Below are 17,265 nucleotides of genomic sequence, written 5' to 3'. Positions count from 1 at the left end.
CCCCATGCTGCGCTATTTGATCCGCCGCCTGATCTCGCTTGGCCTGAGCCTGCTCGTGGCCTCGGCGCTGATCTTTTCGGTGGTCGAGCTGGTGCCGGGCGATCCGGCCAGCTTCATGCTGGGCACCGGCGCGCAGCCCGAGACGGTGGCCGCGCTGCGCCAGCAGATGGGCTTGGACCTGCCCTTGCCGCTGCGCTACCTGCATTGGCTGGGCGGGGTGCTGACGGGCGACCTGGGTCACAGCTTCACCTACAAGACGCCGGTGGCGGGGATGATCCTGGACCGCATGCAGGTCTCGTTGCCCCTGGCACTGATGGCGCTGGCGCTGGCGGTGCTGATCGCCCTGCCCATCGGCATGTTCGCCGCCGCAAGGCGCGGGCGGACGGGCGACACGGCGGTCATGGGAGCGACGCAGATCGGCATCGCGCTGCCGAATTTCTGGTTCGCCATGCTGCTGGTGCTGCTTTTCGCGGTGAACCTGCGGTGGCTGCCGGCGGGCGGCTTTCCGGGCTGGAGCCATCCCGGCGCCGCGCTGAAATCGCTGCTCCTGCCCGCCGTCGCGCTGGCGCTGCCGCAGGCGGCGATCCTGGCGCGCGTGCTGCGCTCGGCCCTGGTCGAGACGCTGGGGCAGGACTATATCCGCACCGCCCGCGCCAAGGGGCTGACCGCCGGGCAGGTGCTGTCGCGCCATGCGCTGCGCAATGCGCTGATCCCGGTGCTGACCATCCTGGGGATGCAGTTCTCGTTCCTGCTGGCCGGGGCGATCATCATCGAGAACGTCTTCTACCTGCCCGGCCTGGGCCGGCTGATCTTTCAGGCGATCACCCAGCGCGACCTGATCGTCGTGCAAAGCGCGGTGCTGGTGCTGGTCGCGGCGGTGATCCTGGTCACCTTCCTTGTCGACCTGTCCTATGCGCTGGTCGATCCGAGGTTGCGCAAATGAGGGCCTCGCTGATCCTCGGCACCCTGCTGTCGGGGCTGGCGCTGGCCGCGGCGCTGGTCTCGTTTCTCTGGACGCCGGCCGACGTGACGCAGCTTGCCATCGCGCAGAAGCTGCTGCCGCCCTCGGGCCAGCATTGGCTGGGCACCGACCATTTCGGCCGCGACATGCTGTCGATGATCATGGTCGGCGCGCGCACCTCGATCGCCGTGGCGCTGGTCGCGGTCGGCATCGGCATGGGCTTCGGCGTGCCCCTGGGCCTCTTGGCGGCCGCCCGCAGCGGCGGCTGGCTGGACGAGGTGGTGATGCGCGGCAACGACCTGGTCTTTGCCTTCCCCAGCCTGGTCATCGCCATCCTGATCACCGCGGTGCTGGGGCCTTCGGCGCTGAACGCGATCATCGCCATCGGCATCTTCAACATCCCGGTCTTTGCCCGCGTCACGCGCGGGGGCGCGCTGCCGATCTGGACGCTGGACTATATCCGCGCCGCGCAGGTCGCCGGCAAGGGCGCCGGCCGGATCAGCATCCAGCACATCCTGCCGAACATCGCCAACCTCCTGATCGTGCAGGGCACCATCCAGTTCAGCCTGGGCATCCTGGCCGAGGCGGGCCTTTCCTATGTCGGGCTGGGCGCGCAACCGCCCACGCCAAGCTGGGGCCGGATGCTGGCCGAGGCGCAGACCATGGTGGCACTTGCCCCGCATGTCGCCATCATCCCCGGCCTTGCCATCGTCGTGACGGTGCTGGGGCTGAACCTGTTGGGCGACGGCTTGCGCGACGCGCTGGATCCCAGGTTGCGCAGGTCGCCATGATCCAGACCAGCCGCCTTTCGGTCGAGATCGGCCCGCATGAGATCCTGCGCGGCATCGACCTGCACTTGCCGCCCGGCCAGATCACCGGGCTGGTCGGCGAAAGCGGCTCGGGCAAGTCCATGGCCGCGCTGGCGATCATGGGCCTGCTGCCCGAGGGCATGCGGACCGAAGGCCGGGTGGATCTGGACGGCCGGAACCTGCTGGAACTGCCCGAGCGCGATCTGTGCCGCATCCGTGGCAAGCGCATCGGCATGATCTTTCAAGAGCCGATGACGGCGCTGAACCCGCTGATGACCATCGGCGACCAGGTGGCCGAGGTGCTGCGCAGTCATCAGGGGCTGGACCGCAAGGCCGCGCAGGAACGTGCCCGCGACCGGCTGGACCGCGTCGGCCTGACCGCGCCGCGCTTTCCGCTGACGCTTTACCCGCACGAGTTGTCGGGCGGCCAGCGCCAGCGCGTCGCCATTGCGCTGGCCATCGCCTTGCGTCCCGACCTGCTGATCGCCGACGAGCCGACGACCGCGCTGGACGTGACCACCCAGGCCAAGATCCTCGACCTGCTCAAGGCGTTGGTCCGGGACGAGGGGATGGCGCTTCTGCTCATCACCCACGACCTTGCCGTGGTGGCGGGCATCGCCGACCGCGTGGCGGTGATGCAGCACGGGACCATCGTCGAGGAAGGTCCGACCGAACAGGTGTTTCGCCAGCAGCGCCACCCCTATACCCGCGCGCTGTTCGCCGCCTCGACCCATCAGCCGCGGCTGGTGCTGCCCCGAGCGGAGCCCCGGCCGCTCTTGCAGGTCGAGGGGGCGGTGCGCGAATATCCCCTGCCCCGCCGCAGCCTCGGCGAAGCGCGCGGCAGCCTGCGGGCGGTGGACGGGGTCGGCTTCCGCATTGAGGCCGGGGAATCGGTCGGGCTGGTCGGCGAATCCGGTTGCGGGAAATCGACCCTGACACGGGCGATCCTGGGGCTCGACCCGCTGCAGGGCGGCCGCATCCTGCTGGACGGACAGGAGGTCCGGGCCGGTCGCGCCATGCCGGCCGGGCTGCGCGCCAAGATGCAGGTGGTGTTCCAGGACCCGTTCGGCAGCTTCGATCCGCGCTGGCGGGTCGAGCGGCTGGTGGCCGAGCCCTTTCACCTGACCGGCCTGCCCCGCGACTGGCGCGAACAGGTGGCCGAGGCGCTTTACGAGGTCGGTATCGCGGGCGACGCCATGCGCCGGCATATCCACGAATTTTCCGGCGGCCAGCGCCAGCGCATCGCAATCGCCCGGGCGTTGATCATCAAGCCCCGGCTGATCGTGCTGGACGAGGCGGTCAGCGCGCTGGACGTGCGGGTGCGGGCGCAGGTCCTGGACCTGCTGGCAGGGCTGCGGGTCAGCCACGGCCTGGCCTATCTGTTCATCAGCCACGACCTGTCGGTAGTGCGCCAGATCACCGACCGGGTGATGATCATGGAAAAGGGTGGCATCGTCGAGACCGGCCCGACCCACAAGGTGATGGACGCGCCCGAGCATCCCTATACGCAAAGCCTGCTGGCCGCGACGCCGCGCATACCGGTGGACTGGCACGTTCACGAACAGGTCAGCAGGGTTGCACTTTCGACCCCGGCGCCATAGGTGCTGCGGGCTATTTCGACAGCGGACCGACAGATGGCACGCAAGGATCACCGCAGCCGCCCGGCGGGCCCGGGCGCGGAAGAAACCGGCAACCGGAGCATCTCCGGCGGCCTGCTGCCGGCCATGCCCGAATCGCCTATTCCCGACTGGGCGCCACGCAACCGGACGCCCGATCCGCTGTCCCGACCCGCCGCACAGCCCGAGCCCTGCGACGCCAAGGGCTGAAGCGCCCCGGGGAAAACCGGGATCGCCGCCCGGACATTGCTTGCAATATGCTGATTTCAGGGGATGTTTCCGGGCTTGTGAGATGCGGCCCGGCCCGAATGACAACAGGCCCCGCGCAGCCGCAGGGCCTGTTGCTCCTCCCCTGTCATGGCGGCCAGCCTCCCCGCGTAGCCGCCCAGGTATTCTTGCTGGTCAGGCCCCGATCAACTCTGCCTGACGCACGATCACTTGTGCCTGACGGATGGACGCTATGTCAACCAGTCTACCTTTGTATACCGTCGCGCCTGCGCCGGTCCGCTTGGCTTCCTCCATCGCGGCCAGGATCTCACGCGCCTCGGTCACGGCCTTTTCGCTGGGCGAGAAGACCTCATTGGCCAGCGCCACCTGCTTGGGATGGATCGCCCATTTCCCGACCATGCCCAGCGTGGCCGAGCGGCGGGCCTGCGCGCGGAAGCCCTCGTCATCGCTGAAATCGCCGAAGGGGCCGTCGACCGGCAGCACGCCATGGGTGCGGCAGGCGGCGACGATGGCGGTCTGCGCCCAATGCCAGGGGTCGGACCAGTATTTCGCCCCCTCGTGCAGCATGTAGTAGTTTTCCTGGGTGCCGCCGATGCCCGTGGTAGCCATGCCCATGCTGGCGGCGAAATCCGCCGCGCCCAGGCTCATCGCCTGCAACCGGGGCGAGGCGGCCGCAATCTCTTCTACATGGGCGATGCCGGCGGCGGATTCGATGATCACCTCCAGGCTGATGCGCTTGGACCGCCCCTTGGCCGCCTCGATGGCGGTAACCAGCGCATCCACGGCATAGACGTCCGCGGCGTTGCCGACCTTGGGGATCATGATCTGGTCCAGCCGCTCGCCGGCCTGTTCCAGCAGGTCCACCACGTCGCGATACCAATAGGGCGTGTCCAGCCCGTTGATCCTGACCGACAGCGTCTTGGCGCCCCAGTCGATGTCGCCGATGGCCTGGATCACGTTCCTGCGCGCCTGCGCCTTGTCGTCGGGCGCCACCGAATCCTCAAGATCCAGGTTGATGACGTCGGCGGCCGAACCGGCCATCTTTTCGAATAGCGCATCGCGAGAACCGGGGCCGAAAAGCTGGCAGCGGTTCAGGCGGGCGGGCGCAGGAGGTTGCGTGCGGAAGGACATGGCTTGCCTTTCGAGTAAGGATGTTTCAAACGGCGCTGCGAAACTGATAGATAATTGCTGCGCCTGCATCAAGCTGATTTTGCATCTGCGAAATCCCGCCCATCTTGACGCCTTGCCGCTTTAGGCGCAGGACCGCGATGCAAGCCCCTGGGACAGGAGAAACGACATGACCCGCACCGTCTATCTGAATGGCGACTATCTGCCGGAAACCGAAGCCAAGGTCTCGATCTTCGACCGCGGTTTCGTGATGGGCGACGGCGTCTACGAGGTGACGAGCGTGCTGGACGGCAAGCTGCTGGATTTCGCCGGCCACATGAAGCGGCTGACCCGTTCGCTGGACGAGCTGGGCATGGGCAACCCGCTTGGCGACGACGAATGGCTGCTGGCGCATCGCAAGCTGCTGGAGCTGAACGCGTTGACCGAGGGCATGGTCTATCTGCAGGTCACGCGCGGCAATCCCGGCGACCGCGACTTCGCCTATCCGCCCGAGGACACGCCGCAGACCGTGGTCATGTTCACCCAGTCCAAGCCCGGCCTTGCCGACAATCCGCAGGCGAAAACCGGCATCCGGGTGATCTCGATCCCCGACATGCGCTGGCACCGCCGCGACATCAAGACGGTGCAACTGCTCTATCCCTCGATGGCCAAGATGGAGGCCAAGCATCGCGGCGCCGACGACGCCTGGTTCACCGAGGACGGTTTCGTGACCGAGGGCACCTCGAACAACACCTATATCGTCAAGGACGGCAAGATCGTCACCCGCCAGCTGTCGAACGACATCCTGCACGGCATCACCCGCGCCTCGCTCCTGCGCTATGCCGCCGAGGCGCAGATGCAGATCGAGGAGCGCCCCTTCACCATCGAGGAGGCGCAGGCGGCGGACGAGGCGTTCTTCACCTCGGCCTCGGCCTTCGTGCTGCCGGTGGTCGAGATCGACGGCGTGCAGCTGGGCGGCGGCAAGCCCGGCCCGGTGGCGGCCCGCCTGCGCGAGCTTTACCTGGAAGAGTCGCGCAAATCGGCGATCTGACCGGCCGGACGGAAACCGGGAAAGGCGCGCGGGCCGGCCCTGCGCGCCTTTCTCATGGACCGGGCCGGGGAATCAGGTCGCGGCCGCCTCGCGTTCCAGGGTGATGGTGCCGACGTCGCGGGCCAAGGTATCGCGCAGAATGGCCACGTCCTGGCCGTCCAGCACCACGCGCACGTCGTCGCCGTCCTGGACCAGCGCATATTCCTCGGCACCGGCATAGCCTTCGGCCAGGGTGATGGTGATCGTGTCCTCGCCGCCATAGGTGATCTCGGCGGCGCCCCCCGCATCGCTGCGCAGCACGATCAGGTCGGCGCCGTCGCCGCCCTCGACGATGTCGCCCGCCCCGGCATGGATCGTATCCTCGCCCGCACCGCCCAGCAACGTATCGGGGCGCTCGGGATCCGAGGCATCGGGCGACAGGATCAGGTCGTCGCCATCCTCGCCGTCGATATAGACGGAACCGCCGTGATCCTCGATCCGGTCGTCGCCCGTGCCGCCGGTGATCGAGTGATTGCCCAGGTTGGTGATGATCGTGTCGTTGCCCGAGCCGCCGTCGATGGTGTCGTCGCCCTCGTCTGCATCCAGGTCATAGGCGCCGTAAAGGTCGTCGTCGCCGCCCAGGTCGATCTTGTCGTCGCCCGGGTCGGCCAGGACGGTATCGTCGCCGTAGCCGGTGCTGATCAGGTCGTCGCCCAGACCGCCATCGACAAGATCGTTCCCGTCCAGACCCTGGATGGCGTCATCGCCGTCGGTGCCGGTCAGGGTATCGTCCCCTTCGGTGCCCACGATGAAGGTATCCCGATCACGGGGGTCTTCGTCGGACCCCTCGGGCGCATGGTCGTCGTCATTGCTCGACACGACCGAGCCGATGCCGACAAGGCCCAAAAGTCCCAGCATCAGGAAAATGGTCTGGTTCATCTTGAAGTCTCCGAAGCGGTTGACGGCAAGATAGACCGGGCCCGCCCCGGGCGGCAACCGTCACTGAACCGGATAGTTCTTCCCCGGCAAAGAAAAGCCGCCCCACGGCCAGCGGCCGGCCGCAGGGGCGCGCGACGCCCCCACGGCATCGCCGCTCAGTGCCCCAGGATCTGGCTGAGGAACAGCTTGGTGCGCTCGGACCGGGGGTTGTTGAAGAACTCCTTCGGCGTGTTCTGCTCGACGATCTGGCCCTGGTCCATGAAGATCACCCGATGCGCCACGGCCTGGGCAAAACCCATCTCATGCGTGACGCACAGCATGGTCATGCCATCCTCGGCCAGCTCGATCATGGTGTCCAAGACCTCCTTGATCATCTCGGGGTCCAAGGCCGAGGTCGGCTCGTCGAACAGCATGATGCGCGGCCGCATGCACAGCGAGCGTGCGATGGCCACCCGCTGCTGCTGGCCGCCCGACAGCTGGCCGGGATATTTATGCGCCTGCTCGGGGATCTTGACCTTGGTGAGGAAATGCATGGCCGTTTCCTCGGCCTCGCGCTTGGGGATCTTGCGCACCCAGATCGGCGCCAGCGTGCAGTTTTCCAGGATCGTCAGATGCGGGAACAGGTTGAAATGCTGGAACACCATCCCGACCTCGGAGCGCACCTTGTCGATGTTCTTGAGGTCATGGGTCAGTTCGGTCCCGTCCACGATGATCTTGCCGGCCTGATGTTCCTCGAGCCGGTTGATGCAGCGGATCAGCGTCGATTTCCCCGACCCCGAAGGGCCGGCGATCACGATGCGCTCGCCGCGGCTGACGACCAGGTCGATGTCGCGCAGCACATGGAAGGTTCCGTACCATTTGTTGAGATTGACGATCTCGATGGCAGCCTCATGGCCTGCGGCGGGGATCGCGGTGGTTTGGGTGGTCATGTGCGCCTCCTCAGCGGTGGTCGCGCTTCAGCCGGCGTTCCAGATACATGGAATAACGCGACATGCCGAAGCAGAGGATGAAGAAGATCGCGCCGACGAAGATATAGGGCTCCCAATAGGCGCCTTTCCATTCGAAGCTTGCGCGGATGGTATCGGCCATGGCCTTCAGCGGGTCGAACAACCCGACGAAGACGACCAGCGTGGTGTCCTTGAACATGCCGATGAAGGTCGAGACGATGCCGGGGATCGAGATCTTCAGCGCCTGCGGCAGGATGATCAGCCGCTGCGCCTTCCAATAGTCCAGCCCCAGCGCGTCGGCAGCCTCGTATTGGCCCTTTGGCAGGGCGGCAAGGCCGCCGCGGATCACCTCGGCCATATAGGCGGCGGCGAACAGCGTCACCATGATGATGACCCGCAGGATGATGTCGAAATTCGTGCCCGGCGGCAGGAAATAGTTGAGCAGCAGCGAGGCCACGAACAACAGCGTGATCAGCGGCACGCCGCGGATGAATTCGATGAACATCACCGCCAGCAGCTTGATCACCGGCAGGTCCGAGCGCCGGGCAAGCGCCAGGATCACCCCCAGCGGCAGGGACAGCGCGATACCGGCCACGCCGATGGTGATCGACAGCACGAAGCCGCCGAACTGGTCCGAGGATACCGGCCGAAGCCGCAGCGGCAGAACGCCCGCCAGCGCCGAAGCCAGCGGACCGGACAGCAGCAGCCACCAGGCCGCCGCCACCACCACCGCCAGCGCAAAGGCCAGCAGGCCGAACCGCGCCGCAAGCACCCGCCAGACCGCGAAGCCAAGGCCGAAGCCGGCCAGCACCATCGCCTCGCTCCAGAGCGAGCCGCCCCAGAGCAGCCAGACGGCGATGAAGGGATAGACCAGGCTCGCCAGCAGCGACCATTGCGGGCGCGTCTCGATCAGCGCCGCCCAGGCCAGCATCAGCACGGCCATGCCCAGCAGCGCGGCCACGGGGGCGCCCAGCAGGGCGGCGATGACGAAGGTCAGCACCATCGACAGGCCCAGCACGATCCGCCGCGCCTTGGCGCTTTCGGAAAACAGCACCGGCGCCAGTGCCAGGAACAGCAGGCCGAAGGCCAGCACCGGGCGCCAGTAAAGCACCTGCGGATAGAAGCCGAACATGAACTGGTTCCAGCGGTGCTTGATCAGGGCAAAACAGGCACCCGAGGCGCCCTGCCCCCAGGTTTCGGCGATGATCTGCCGGCATTCTGCCATGCTGCCGGCGTTCCAGACGGAATGCGAAAGCCACGGGCCGACGGTGCTGAGGATCAGCCAGACGATGCCCAGCCCGACGAAGGTCAGCGCGATGTTCAGCGGCCCTGAGAACAGGTTCTCGCGCAGCCATTTGATCGCGCCGGATTCGGCCAGCGGCGGCGGCTCGGGCGGCAGCATGGTCTCGCGGACATAGGCGACGGTTTCGGAATGCGTCTCGCTCATCTCACCGCTCCTTCAGCTTGACGCGGCTGTTGAAGATGTTCATCCCGGCCGAGATGATCAGGCTGAGCGCCAGATAGATGCCCATCATCAGCACCATCGCCTCCATCTCGCGCCCGGTCTGGTTCAGCGTGGTGCCGCCCAGCGTGCCGCGCAGGTCCATGTAGCCCACGGCGATGGCAAGCGAGCTGTTCTTGGTCAGGTTCAGGTATTGCGAGATCAGCGGGGGCACGATCACCCGCAACGCCTGGGGCAGCACGACCAGCGACATGGTGCGGCGCGGGCGCAGTCCCAGCGCAAAGGCCGCCTCGGTCTGGCCGCGGCTGACGGCCAGGATGCCGGCGCGCACGATCTCGGCGATGAAGGCGCCGGTATAGAGCGTCAGTGCCAGCCACAGCACCACGAAGGCGTTGTCGAGGTTGATGCCGTCGGCGAAGTTGAAGCCGCGCAGCACCGGCGGAACCAGATGCAGGCCGAAATACCAGGTCAGGAACAGCACCGGGACGACGAACATCGCCAGGCTGATCCACCAGGTCCGCGGCCGCTTGCCGGTCCGGTCCTGCACCCGCTGCGCCCAGTTGCGCAGCACGCGCCAGCCGGTCCAGGCGGCGGCGATGACCACGGCAAAGGCGATGAACGCCCAGCTGATCCCCTCGCGCCCCAGCGAGATGGTGCCGGGCGGGTTGGTCATGCCGATCGAGGGGATGGCGGTATAGCGGTTCGTGGGCGCGATCATGTCGAACAGGATCATGTTCGCCGCCGGATTCTCGCCGCGATAGGCGTTGGGCGGCGGCATGACCTCGGTAAAGATCGCAAGGCAGACCAGGATCCACAACAGCAGGGGGATGTTGCGGAAGACCTCGACATAGACCGTCATCAGCCGCGCGATCAGCCAGTTCGAGGACAGCCGCAGCACGCCCACGATCACGCCCAGGATCGTCGCGGCGATACAGCCCAGGATCGAGACCAGCAGCGTGTTCAGCAGCCCGATCACGGTGGCGCGCAGATGGGTGTCGTCGGAATTGTATGGGATAAGCTGCTGCGGGATGTCGTATCCCGCGCGGCGGAAAAGGAAATCGAAGCTGAGCGTCTTGCCCATGGCGGACAGGTTGCGCAGCGTGTTGTCGATCAGCCAGCTCGCCGCCAGCATCACCAGGATGAAGACGATGGCTTGCAGGGTCAGCGAGCGGTAGCGCCGATCATAGATCAGCATCGACAATCGGAACGGCGGATTGTCCGCCCCCGTATAGGTGACCATGTATTAACCCCCTGTATCCGGCTTGGGTGACGGGCCTTTGGCCTCTGGCTTGCCGGCTTTCATTCGGGGCGCGCGGGGGCGCATGTTGTCCCCGCGCGCCCTTCGTTCAGATGCGATTACCGGAAGGGCATCGCATACATCAGCCCGCCTTGGGTCCATTGCGCGTTCAGGCCGCGCGCCAGGCCGATCGGGGTCTGTTCGCCGATGGTGGCGGCAAAGATCTCGCCATAGTTGCCGCCGGCCTTGATGGCGCGCTTGGCCCATTCGGCGTCAAGCCCGATCATCTTGCCCAGATCGTCGGTGGTGCCCAGCAGGCGCTGGACTTCCGGGTTCTGCGAGGATTTCGCCAGCTCGTCGATATTGGCCGAGGTGACGCCGTATTCCTCGGCGGCGATCAGCGCGTAAAGCGTCCAGCGCGCGATGTCGCCCCAGTTGTTGTCGCCATGGCGCACCGCCGGGCCCAAGGGCTCTTTCGAGATGATCTCGGGCAGGATGATGTGGTTTTCCGGGTCGGCAAAGCTGGCGCGGGTCGCGGCCAGGCCCGAGGCGTCGGTGGTATAGGCATCGCAGGCGCCGGCCATGTATTGCTGTTCGCCCTCGGCGTTGCTGTCGATGTTGACCGGCTGGTAGTCCATGTTGTTGGCCTTGAAGTAATCGGCCAGGTTCAGCTCGGTCGTGGTGCCGGTCTGGATGCAGATCGTGGCGCCGTTCAGCTCTTTCGCCGAGCTGACGCCCAGATCCTTGCGGACCATGAAGCCCTGGCCGTCGTAGTAGTTGACGCCGATGAAGTCGAGCTTGAGGTCGGTGTCGCGCTGGAAGGTCCAGGTGGAGTTGCGGGCCAGAAGGTCCACCTCGCCCGAGGAAAGCGCCGTGAAGCGGGTCTGGCCGGTGGTCGGCACATATTTGATCTTGGTCGCATCGCCCAGCACGGCCGCGGCCATGGCCTTGCAGAAGGCGACGTCGAAGCCGGACCAGTTGCCGTTCGCGTCAGGGGCGGCGAAGCCGATCAGGCCGGTATTCACGCCGCAGTTCAGCACCCCGCGGGCCTTGACCTCCTTCAGCGTGTCGCCTTCTGCGGCCAAGGCACCCGAGGCCGCCAGCGCGACCGCCGTCACAGAGCCGAAGAATACAGATTTCTTCATTGATTTCCCCACTGTTGTTCCCGGACTCGTCCAGGAATGAGCCAATGCAAGGCCCGTTGGCGAGCCCGTTTGAGCAAGGAGCATTTATGCCCCCATAAGCGGCATTGTGCCGATGGAGGCCGATGCGTCAAGAAAGAACCAAAACGCGTCCGTCAGCCGCGGGTGAGATGCCAGAACCGCTCAGAATCGCGCATCGCGGCCAGACGGCCTGCGGCCTGCGCCTCGGCCTCCTCGTCCCGGCCCCAGCGTTCTGCCTGAAATTCCTCGTCAATCCGGGACAGGGCATGGGCGGTCGGCGCGTCGATCCGCCCCCGAATCACCGCCAGCCCCAGGATCAGCGAGCCCGGCAGAGTCACCAGATCGTGCAGCGCCGTCAGCCCGAAGGGATCGAGCGATGCGACCTCTGCCCGCAATTTCAGCAGAACGACCGGATCCTGCGGCACCGGGATCACGCCATGGGTGATGCGCAGCGGCGCCCGCAGTTCGGTCGCCGCCCAGTCGATCAGCGGATCCCAGCCCTCGGCCTGGGCGCGCACCAGCGCCTCGGGCGCGTCGGCGCGATAGGACAGCAGGTCCGTGCCGCCATAATCGCCCAACATCGCCGCCACCGCGTCGAATTGCGGCGCCACCTTCTCGATGGCGGAATTGGCCGCGCGGGTCAGCGGCATGGCATTGGGGTCGATCACCTCCTGCACCGCCTGCCATTCCTCGGCGATGGCCAGCGCCAGCGCCTCGGTCGGCAGGCGCAGCGGCTGCTTGCCCGGCGTGCGCAGGGGACGCTCGTCCAGAAGAACGGCCCAGCCGCCCTCTTCCTTGTGGATCCCGACGGATGCCCAGAAACGGCGCGCCTTCCATTCACTCATCGGCCCACTCCAGCAGTGCGCGGGTCAGCGCGGGATAATCCGGCGCGATCAGATGGGCGCCGGCCGCATGCAGTTCCTCGACCGGGCAAAAGCCCCAGCCGACGCCGAAGCCGGCCACGCCGGCCGCCCGCGCCATTTCCATGTCGAAGGTGGAATCGCCCACCATGACCGCGCGCGCGGCCGGCACGCCGGTTTCCGACAGCGCGCTTTCCAGCATGGCCGGATGCGGCTTGGACGGATGGCCGTCCGCCGATTGCCGCGTGATGAAGCGCCGCGTCAGCCCATGCGCATCCAGGATCGCCGCCAACCCCCGCGCCGGCTTGCCGGTAGCGATGCCCAACAGCACCTCGTCCCGCGAGGCCAGCGCGTCCAGGCATTCCAGCGCGCCGGGATAAAGCGGCGGCAGCGCCCCCGCCGCGCGCGAGGCGATGAAGGATTCGCGATAGCCGGCCACGACGCGCTCATGCAGGTCGGGGCCCGCGCCGGGCAACAGCTGCGCCACGGCGACCGGCAGCGACAGGCCGACGATGGACAGGATGCGCGCGGGCTCCATCTCGGGCAGGCCGGCGACGCTCATGCCCTGGTTCATCGCCTGGGTGATCTCGTGCTGGCTGTCGACCAGCGTGCCGTCGATGTCGAAGATGACCAGTTTCATGCTGTCTCGGCAAAGGGGTCTTCGGGCACGTCGTTCTCCGACCAGCCCAGCGTCTTCCAGGTGCGCGCCATATGCTCGGGCAAGGGCGCGGTGACGGTGATCAGCTTCTTGGTGATCGGATGCTCGAAGCGGATCATGCGGGCGTGCAGGTGCAGCTTGCGGCTGATCTCTCCGCCAAGCTGGGCGCCCCAGCCGTCGCCCAGGTTCTCTTGCCCAGAGCCGCCGTATTTGCCGTCGCCGACGATGGGATGGCCGATCTCGGCCATATGGGCGCGCAGCTGGTGGGTGCGGCCGGTGACCGGCACCATGGCCACCCAGCTGACCCGGCCGCCCAGGGCATCCAGCACGGCATAGTCGGTATGGGCACGCTTGGCGCCCTCGGTCGCAGCGACGGCCGAGGGATGCACCGCCATCATCTTTTCGCCCTCGCCGCCCCTGCCCCGGCCCGGCGCCTTCACGAGCCCGTATTTGATCGAGCCCATGCGCGGATGCGGAACGCCCGCCACGGCGGCCCAATAGATCTTGCGGGTCAGGCGGTGGCGGAACGCCTCGCTGAGCGCGCGCGCGATCCGGTCGGTGCGCGCCAGCAGCAGCACGCCCGAAGTGTCCTTGTCCAGCCGATGCACCAGCTTGGGCCGGTCCTTGTAGCCGAACATCAAGGCCGCGGTCAGCCCGTCCACATGCCGGTCGCCCTGCCCCGAGCCACCCTGCGAGGGCAGGCCCGGCGGCTTGTTCAGTGCGATAATATGCTCGTCGCGCCACAGAACGCAGGACTGGATCATCTCGGCGTCGGATTGCTTCACCGACGCTTTCGGCGCGGCGGGCGGCGGCGCGCCCTCGGGCAGCGGCGGCACGCGCACCTCCTGCCCGGGTTCGATGCGGGTATTGGCCTTGACCCGGCCGCCATCGACGCGCAGCTGGCCGGTGCGGCACATCTTTTCCACCGCGCCCTGGGTCAGTTGCGGAAACCGCTTCTTCAGCCAGCGGTCGATGCGCTGTTCGCCCTCGTCCTCGCCGACGCGGATGGTCTGCACGCCGCTCATGCGAAAAGCCCCCGACCGACGGTCAGCCCGGCGATCACCGCCGCCAGCGACAGCACGACCGAGCCCAGCACATAGCCAAGCGCGGTGGCCATCTCGCCCCGTTCCCACAGGGTCATGGTGTCCAGCGCGAAGGCGGAGAACGTGGTGAAGCCGCCCAGCATCCCGGTCAGCAGGAAAGGCGCCAGATGCTGCCCGCCCCGATGCGCCAGCAACGCCGCCAGCAGCCCCATGGCCAGGCAGCCGGCGATGTTCACGCTCAGCGTGCCCAGCGGAAAGCCGGGGGTCAGCCGCCCGGCCAGGATATTGACCCCATAGCGCGCCGCGGAACCCAAGGCCCCACCCAGCGCGACCTGAAGGAAAGTGTGTTTCATGCTTTGTCCTCTGTCCGCCGCTTCTGACGCAGCCCGGCGAACCATTCAACGCGCTTTTTCAGGTCGCGCTCGAATCCGCGCTCGACGGGCAGGTAGAAGACCGGGCGCTTCATGCCGTCGGGGAAATAGTTCTGCCCCGAAAAGGCGTCCTCGGCATCGTGGTCGTAACGATAGCCGGCGCCATAGCCCTGTTCCGACATCAGCCCGGTGGGCGCGTTCAGGATATGCTTGGGCGGCATCTGGCTGCCCGAACGCCGCGCCAGGTCGCGCGCCGCCTTGTAGGCGGCATAGCCGGCGTTGGATTTCGGCGCCAGCGCCAGATAGATGGTGGCCTGCGCCAGCGCCAGCTCGCCCTCGGGGCTGCCCAGCCGTTCGTAAAGCGCCCAGGCGTCCAGGCAGTGGCGCTGCGCCGCCGGGTCGGCCAGACCGATATCCTCGATCGCCATGCGGGTCAGGCGGCGAGCCAGATAGCGCGGATCCTCGCCGCCCTCCAGCATGCGCGACAGCCAGTAAAGCGCCGCATCCGGGTCGCTGCCGCGCACCGATTTGTGCAAGGCCGAGATCAGGTTGTAATGCTCATCCCCCGACTTGTCGTATTTCGCCGCGCGCCGCATCAGCCGCTGCGCCAGCTGTTCGGGGTCCAGCTTGTCCTTGACCTTCCAGGCCATGACCTGCTCGATCAGGTTCAGCACCGTGCGGCCGTCGCCATCCGCCATCTCCAGAAGCCGGTCGCGCGCCTCGGCGGTCAGCGGCAGAGCCCGGCCCAACTCCTGCTCGGCGCGTTGCGCCAGACGCTCCAGATCGGCCAGACCCAGCCGCTCCAGCACGATGACCTGGGCGCGGGACAAAAGGGCCGCGTTCAGTTCGAAACTGGGATTCTCCGTGGTGGCACCGACCAGGGTGATGGTGCCGTCCTCCATATGCGGCAGGAAACTGTCCTGCTGCGCCTTGTTGAAGCGGTGGATCTCATCGACGAAAAGCAGAGTGCCGCGGCCCTGCTGGCCGCGCAGGCGGGCGGCGTCAAAGACCTTGCGCAACTCGGGCACGCCCGAAAAGATCGCCGAGATCTGCACGAAGGCCAGGTCGGTCTCCTGTGCGAGGAGCCGGGCGATGGTGGTCTTGCCGACCCCGGGCGGACCCCAAAGGATCAGCGAGGACAGGCTGCCGGCGCCCAGCATGGCGCCCAGTGGGCCGTCGGGGCCAAGCACCTTGTCCTGGCCGACGACATCGGACAGCCGGGCCGGACGGATCCGGTCGGCCAAGGGACGCGCCACCGGGCGCGCAGGATCGCCCGAAGGGGGCGCGGTGTCGAAAAGGTCTGCCATGCGGGCGACATGTTACGCCGCCCGCATCACGCGCGAAAGGCCCTCCACCCAAAGCGGCCCATCAGTGCATCTTGGCCGCCAGGTTGATCGAGACGCATTGGAAATAGCCATCGTCGATCCAGACCACCGGGCCCATGGCCTGTGCGTCCAGACCGCAGGGCACCAGCCAGCGCGGCCAGGTCGAGGCGACCAGGCAAACCAGGCGCGAGGCGCCAAGCTCACGCGCCGAATTGGTCATCTCGGCAACCAGGTTGAAATGCACCCGGCGGCGTTCCCGCTGCGGGATCGTGTGGTCGACGAACAGCCGGCTGGCCTCCCAGGTCCCGGCTTCGACCGGCGCCGGCTCGTCCAGCAGGTTCTGCGGGATCGAGCCGCCCAGAAGGTCGAGCTGGGCATCGCGGATCATATAGGAATACATGCCACAGCGCGCCGTGGTGGGGGTCAGCCGCACGCCGGCCAGAACCCGGCCGTTTTCATGGATCGCCACCCAGCGGCTCATCGGGGTGTCGTATTGGTCGAACTCCATGTCGTCCGTCTGGGGCAGGTTCCAGCGCTTCTGGACGATGAAGCTTTGCTTGCGGGCGCGGAAGATATTCGCGAACAGCTCGCCGTGATTGTGAAGGTTGGCGAAGGAAAGTGTGGTGGTCTGCATGGTCTTCTCCTGGGGTTCTTGGTGGTGGTGGCCCCCAGGTGTAAACCGCAACGGCGGACGGACCGTATTACAGCAAGCGGTAATCCTTGGCCCGTTGCAGCGCCTCGGCCGTCGTGCGCGCCATGAGTCGTTCGCGCGCCGAGATGAGACGTGCCTTGAATGCGCTTTCCGTTATGCCAAGCTTGGCAGCCGCCGCTGCATGACGATCCCCCTCTGCGATACACCGAAGGGCCTCTTGCTGAGCCTTCGTCAGGCTCTCCGGCGGCTCCGTAATCTCGTGAAGCCGTCGTAGCGTTGCCGAGATCACGTCGATCTCGTCATCCGTGAATTCCCGCTTGTCATGGGCAAATGCTGCGATGGTGCGCGACTTGATCGGCCCATGCGCGACGACCAGGCCATAGTGCAGGCCGTGATCCGCCGCATCCTGAAGAATCGAAAACGGGTCGGGAATCGGCAGCACGCTCCAGCGGCAGGCCCCGGTCGTCGAAAAGCCCCAGGCGATGGTGGGGTCGCGCAAGGCATAGGCCCGTTCGGAATAGCGCTGGGCCCATTCCTTGTTATAGGTCTGGAACTGCATCAGCGGTGCAGCGAAACGAATGTGCAGCCCGATGAAATAGCCTGCCGGAGCAAGCTTTTTCAACTTGGCGAGTGCTGCATTGATTTCCGCGCGAGACGACATGACTTTTTGGACAGATTGCGTTTTCTTCGGGTTACCAGGAAAAATGGCACGGTTCTCAGGGTATTCAAGCAATACCGTGCTTGCGAGCGACGTTTTTCGGAATGCCGTCGGGTCAACCCGAAGGCACGACTAGCTTTACCCGCCTTTTGCCCCCAAGTGCAAGCAGCCCTCACCCGCTGCAATTCCCGTGTGTTTT

General features: G+C 66.6%; 18 protein-coding genes. 5 read left to right on the top strand and 13 right to left on the bottom strand.

What is annotated here, in order from left to right; translation table 11 throughout:
• Positions 1-4: 4 nt before the first annotated feature.
• The 4 genes from QPR87_RS12605 to QPR87_RS12590 are packed head-to-tail and all read left to right on the top strand — an operon-like array spanning position 5 to position 3,596.
• Complete coding sequence (locus QPR87_RS12605; RefSeq protein ID WP_285049735.1) at positions 5-943, top strand: ABC transporter permease; 939 nt, start codon at positions 5-7, stop codon at positions 941-943.
• Positions 940-1,752, top strand: a complete 813-nt coding sequence (locus tag QPR87_RS12600; RefSeq protein ID WP_230998616.1) for an ABC transporter permease — start codon at positions 940-942, stop codon at positions 1,750-1,752. The genes QPR87_RS12605 and QPR87_RS12600 overlap by 4 nt, the downstream gene beginning before the upstream one ends.
• Positions 1,749-3,371 carry an ABC transporter ATP-binding protein gene (locus QPR87_RS12595; protein WP_285049734.1) on the top strand — a complete coding sequence of 541 codons (1,623 nt, stop codon included), beginning with the start codon at positions 1,749-1,751 and terminating at the stop codon, positions 3,369-3,371. Before QPR87_RS12600 ends, QPR87_RS12595 begins: the two co-directional genes overlap by 4 nt.
• A gap of 33 nt (positions 3,372-3,404) precedes the next feature.
• Positions 3,405-3,596, top strand: coding sequence for a hypothetical protein (locus tag QPR87_RS12590; RefSeq protein WP_041529776.1), 192 nt, complete (start codon positions 3,405-3,407; stop codon positions 3,594-3,596).
• Between the two features lie 192 nt (positions 3,597-3,788).
• On the opposite strand, the gene QPR87_RS12585 is transcribed toward QPR87_RS12590, so the two are convergent.
• Positions 3,789-4,745, bottom strand: coding sequence for an L-malyl-CoA/beta-methylmalyl-CoA lyase (locus QPR87_RS12585; RefSeq protein ID WP_041529775.1), 957 nt, complete (start codon positions 4,743-4,745; stop codon positions 3,789-3,791).
• 166 nt (positions 4,746-4,911) lie between these two features.
• On the opposite strand from QPR87_RS12585, the gene QPR87_RS12580 reads away from it, so the two are divergent.
• Positions 4,912-5,772, top strand: a complete 861-nt coding sequence (locus tag QPR87_RS12580; protein ID WP_230998613.1) for a D-amino-acid transaminase — start codon at positions 4,912-4,914, stop codon at positions 5,770-5,772.
• Between the two features lie 72 nt (positions 5,773-5,844).
• On the opposite strand, the gene QPR87_RS12575 is transcribed toward QPR87_RS12580, so the two are convergent.
• The 12 genes from QPR87_RS12575 to QPR87_RS12520 form a co-directional block, all read right to left on the bottom strand.
• Complete coding sequence (locus QPR87_RS12575) at positions 5,845-6,690, bottom strand: calcium-binding protein (RefSeq protein ID WP_285049733.1); 846 nt, start codon at positions 6,688-6,690, stop codon at positions 5,845-5,847.
• A gap of 155 nt (positions 6,691-6,845) precedes the next feature.
• Positions 6,846-7,619, bottom strand: a complete 774-nt coding sequence (locus tag QPR87_RS12570; RefSeq protein WP_011747136.1) for an amino acid ABC transporter ATP-binding protein — start codon at positions 7,617-7,619, stop codon at positions 6,846-6,848.
• A 10-nt stretch (positions 7,620-7,629) separates the two neighbouring features.
• Positions 7,630-9,084 carry an amino acid ABC transporter permease gene (locus QPR87_RS12565; protein ID WP_011747135.1) on the bottom strand — a complete coding sequence of 485 codons (1,455 nt, stop codon included), beginning with the start codon at positions 9,082-9,084 and terminating at the stop codon, positions 7,630-7,632.
• A 1-nt stretch (position 9,085) separates the two neighbouring features.
• Positions 9,086-10,339 (bottom strand): amino acid ABC transporter permease, encoded by a 1,254-nt coding sequence (locus QPR87_RS12560; RefSeq protein ID WP_011747134.1) that lies wholly within the window; start codon positions 10,337-10,339, stop codon positions 9,086-9,088.
• A gap of 116 nt (positions 10,340-10,455) precedes the next feature.
• A complete protein-coding gene (locus QPR87_RS12555) occupies positions 10,456-11,481 on the bottom strand; it encodes an amino acid ABC transporter substrate-binding protein (protein ID WP_011747133.1) in 1,026 nt (341 codons plus the stop codon).
• Between the two features lie 152 nt (positions 11,482-11,633).
• Complete coding sequence (locus tag QPR87_RS12550) at positions 11,634-12,344, bottom strand: ATP12 family chaperone protein (RefSeq protein ID WP_285049731.1); 711 nt, start codon at positions 12,342-12,344, stop codon at positions 11,634-11,636.
• Positions 12,337-12,999, bottom strand: coding sequence for an HAD-IA family hydrolase (locus QPR87_RS12545; protein WP_285049730.1), 663 nt, complete (start codon positions 12,997-12,999; stop codon positions 12,337-12,339). The genes QPR87_RS12550 and QPR87_RS12545 overlap by 8 nt, the downstream gene beginning before the upstream one ends.
• On the bottom strand, positions 12,996-14,042 hold the full coding sequence (locus QPR87_RS12540) for an RluA family pseudouridine synthase (RefSeq protein WP_285049729.1): 1,047 nt from the start codon (positions 14,040-14,042) through the stop codon (positions 12,996-12,998). Before QPR87_RS12540 ends, QPR87_RS12545 begins: the two co-directional genes overlap by 4 nt.
• Positions 14,039-14,413, bottom strand: coding sequence for a fluoride efflux transporter CrcB (crcB, locus tag QPR87_RS12535; RefSeq protein WP_104491314.1), 375 nt, complete (start codon positions 14,411-14,413; stop codon positions 14,039-14,041). The genes QPR87_RS12540 and crcB overlap by 4 nt, the downstream gene beginning before the upstream one ends.
• Positions 14,410-15,738: a replication-associated recombination protein A gene (locus tag QPR87_RS12530; protein ID WP_285049727.1), complete on the bottom strand. Its 1,329-nt coding sequence runs from the start codon at positions 15,736-15,738 to the stop codon at positions 14,410-14,412. The genes crcB and QPR87_RS12530 overlap by 4 nt, the downstream gene beginning before the upstream one ends.
• Before the next feature lie 61 nt (positions 15,739-15,799).
• Positions 15,800-16,390 (bottom strand): acyl-homoserine-lactone synthase, encoded by a 591-nt coding sequence (locus QPR87_RS12525; protein ID WP_011747127.1) that lies wholly within the window; start codon positions 16,388-16,390, stop codon positions 15,800-15,802.
• 67 nt (positions 16,391-16,457) lie between these two features.
• On the bottom strand, positions 16,458-17,069 hold the full coding sequence (locus tag QPR87_RS12520) for an autoinducer binding domain-containing protein (RefSeq protein ID WP_011747126.1): 612 nt from the start codon (positions 17,067-17,069) through the stop codon (positions 16,458-16,460).
• Positions 17,070-17,265 lie beyond the last annotated feature (196 nt).

The sequence above is a fragment of the Paracoccus sp. SSJ genome, from assembly GCF_030234105.1.
GTDB classification, from domain to species: domain Bacteria; phylum Pseudomonadota; class Alphaproteobacteria; order Rhodobacterales; family Rhodobacteraceae; genus Paracoccus; species Paracoccus denitrificans.
Note: the sequence above shows the minus strand (reverse complement) of the source record. Positions and strands in the feature narration are given on the sequence as shown.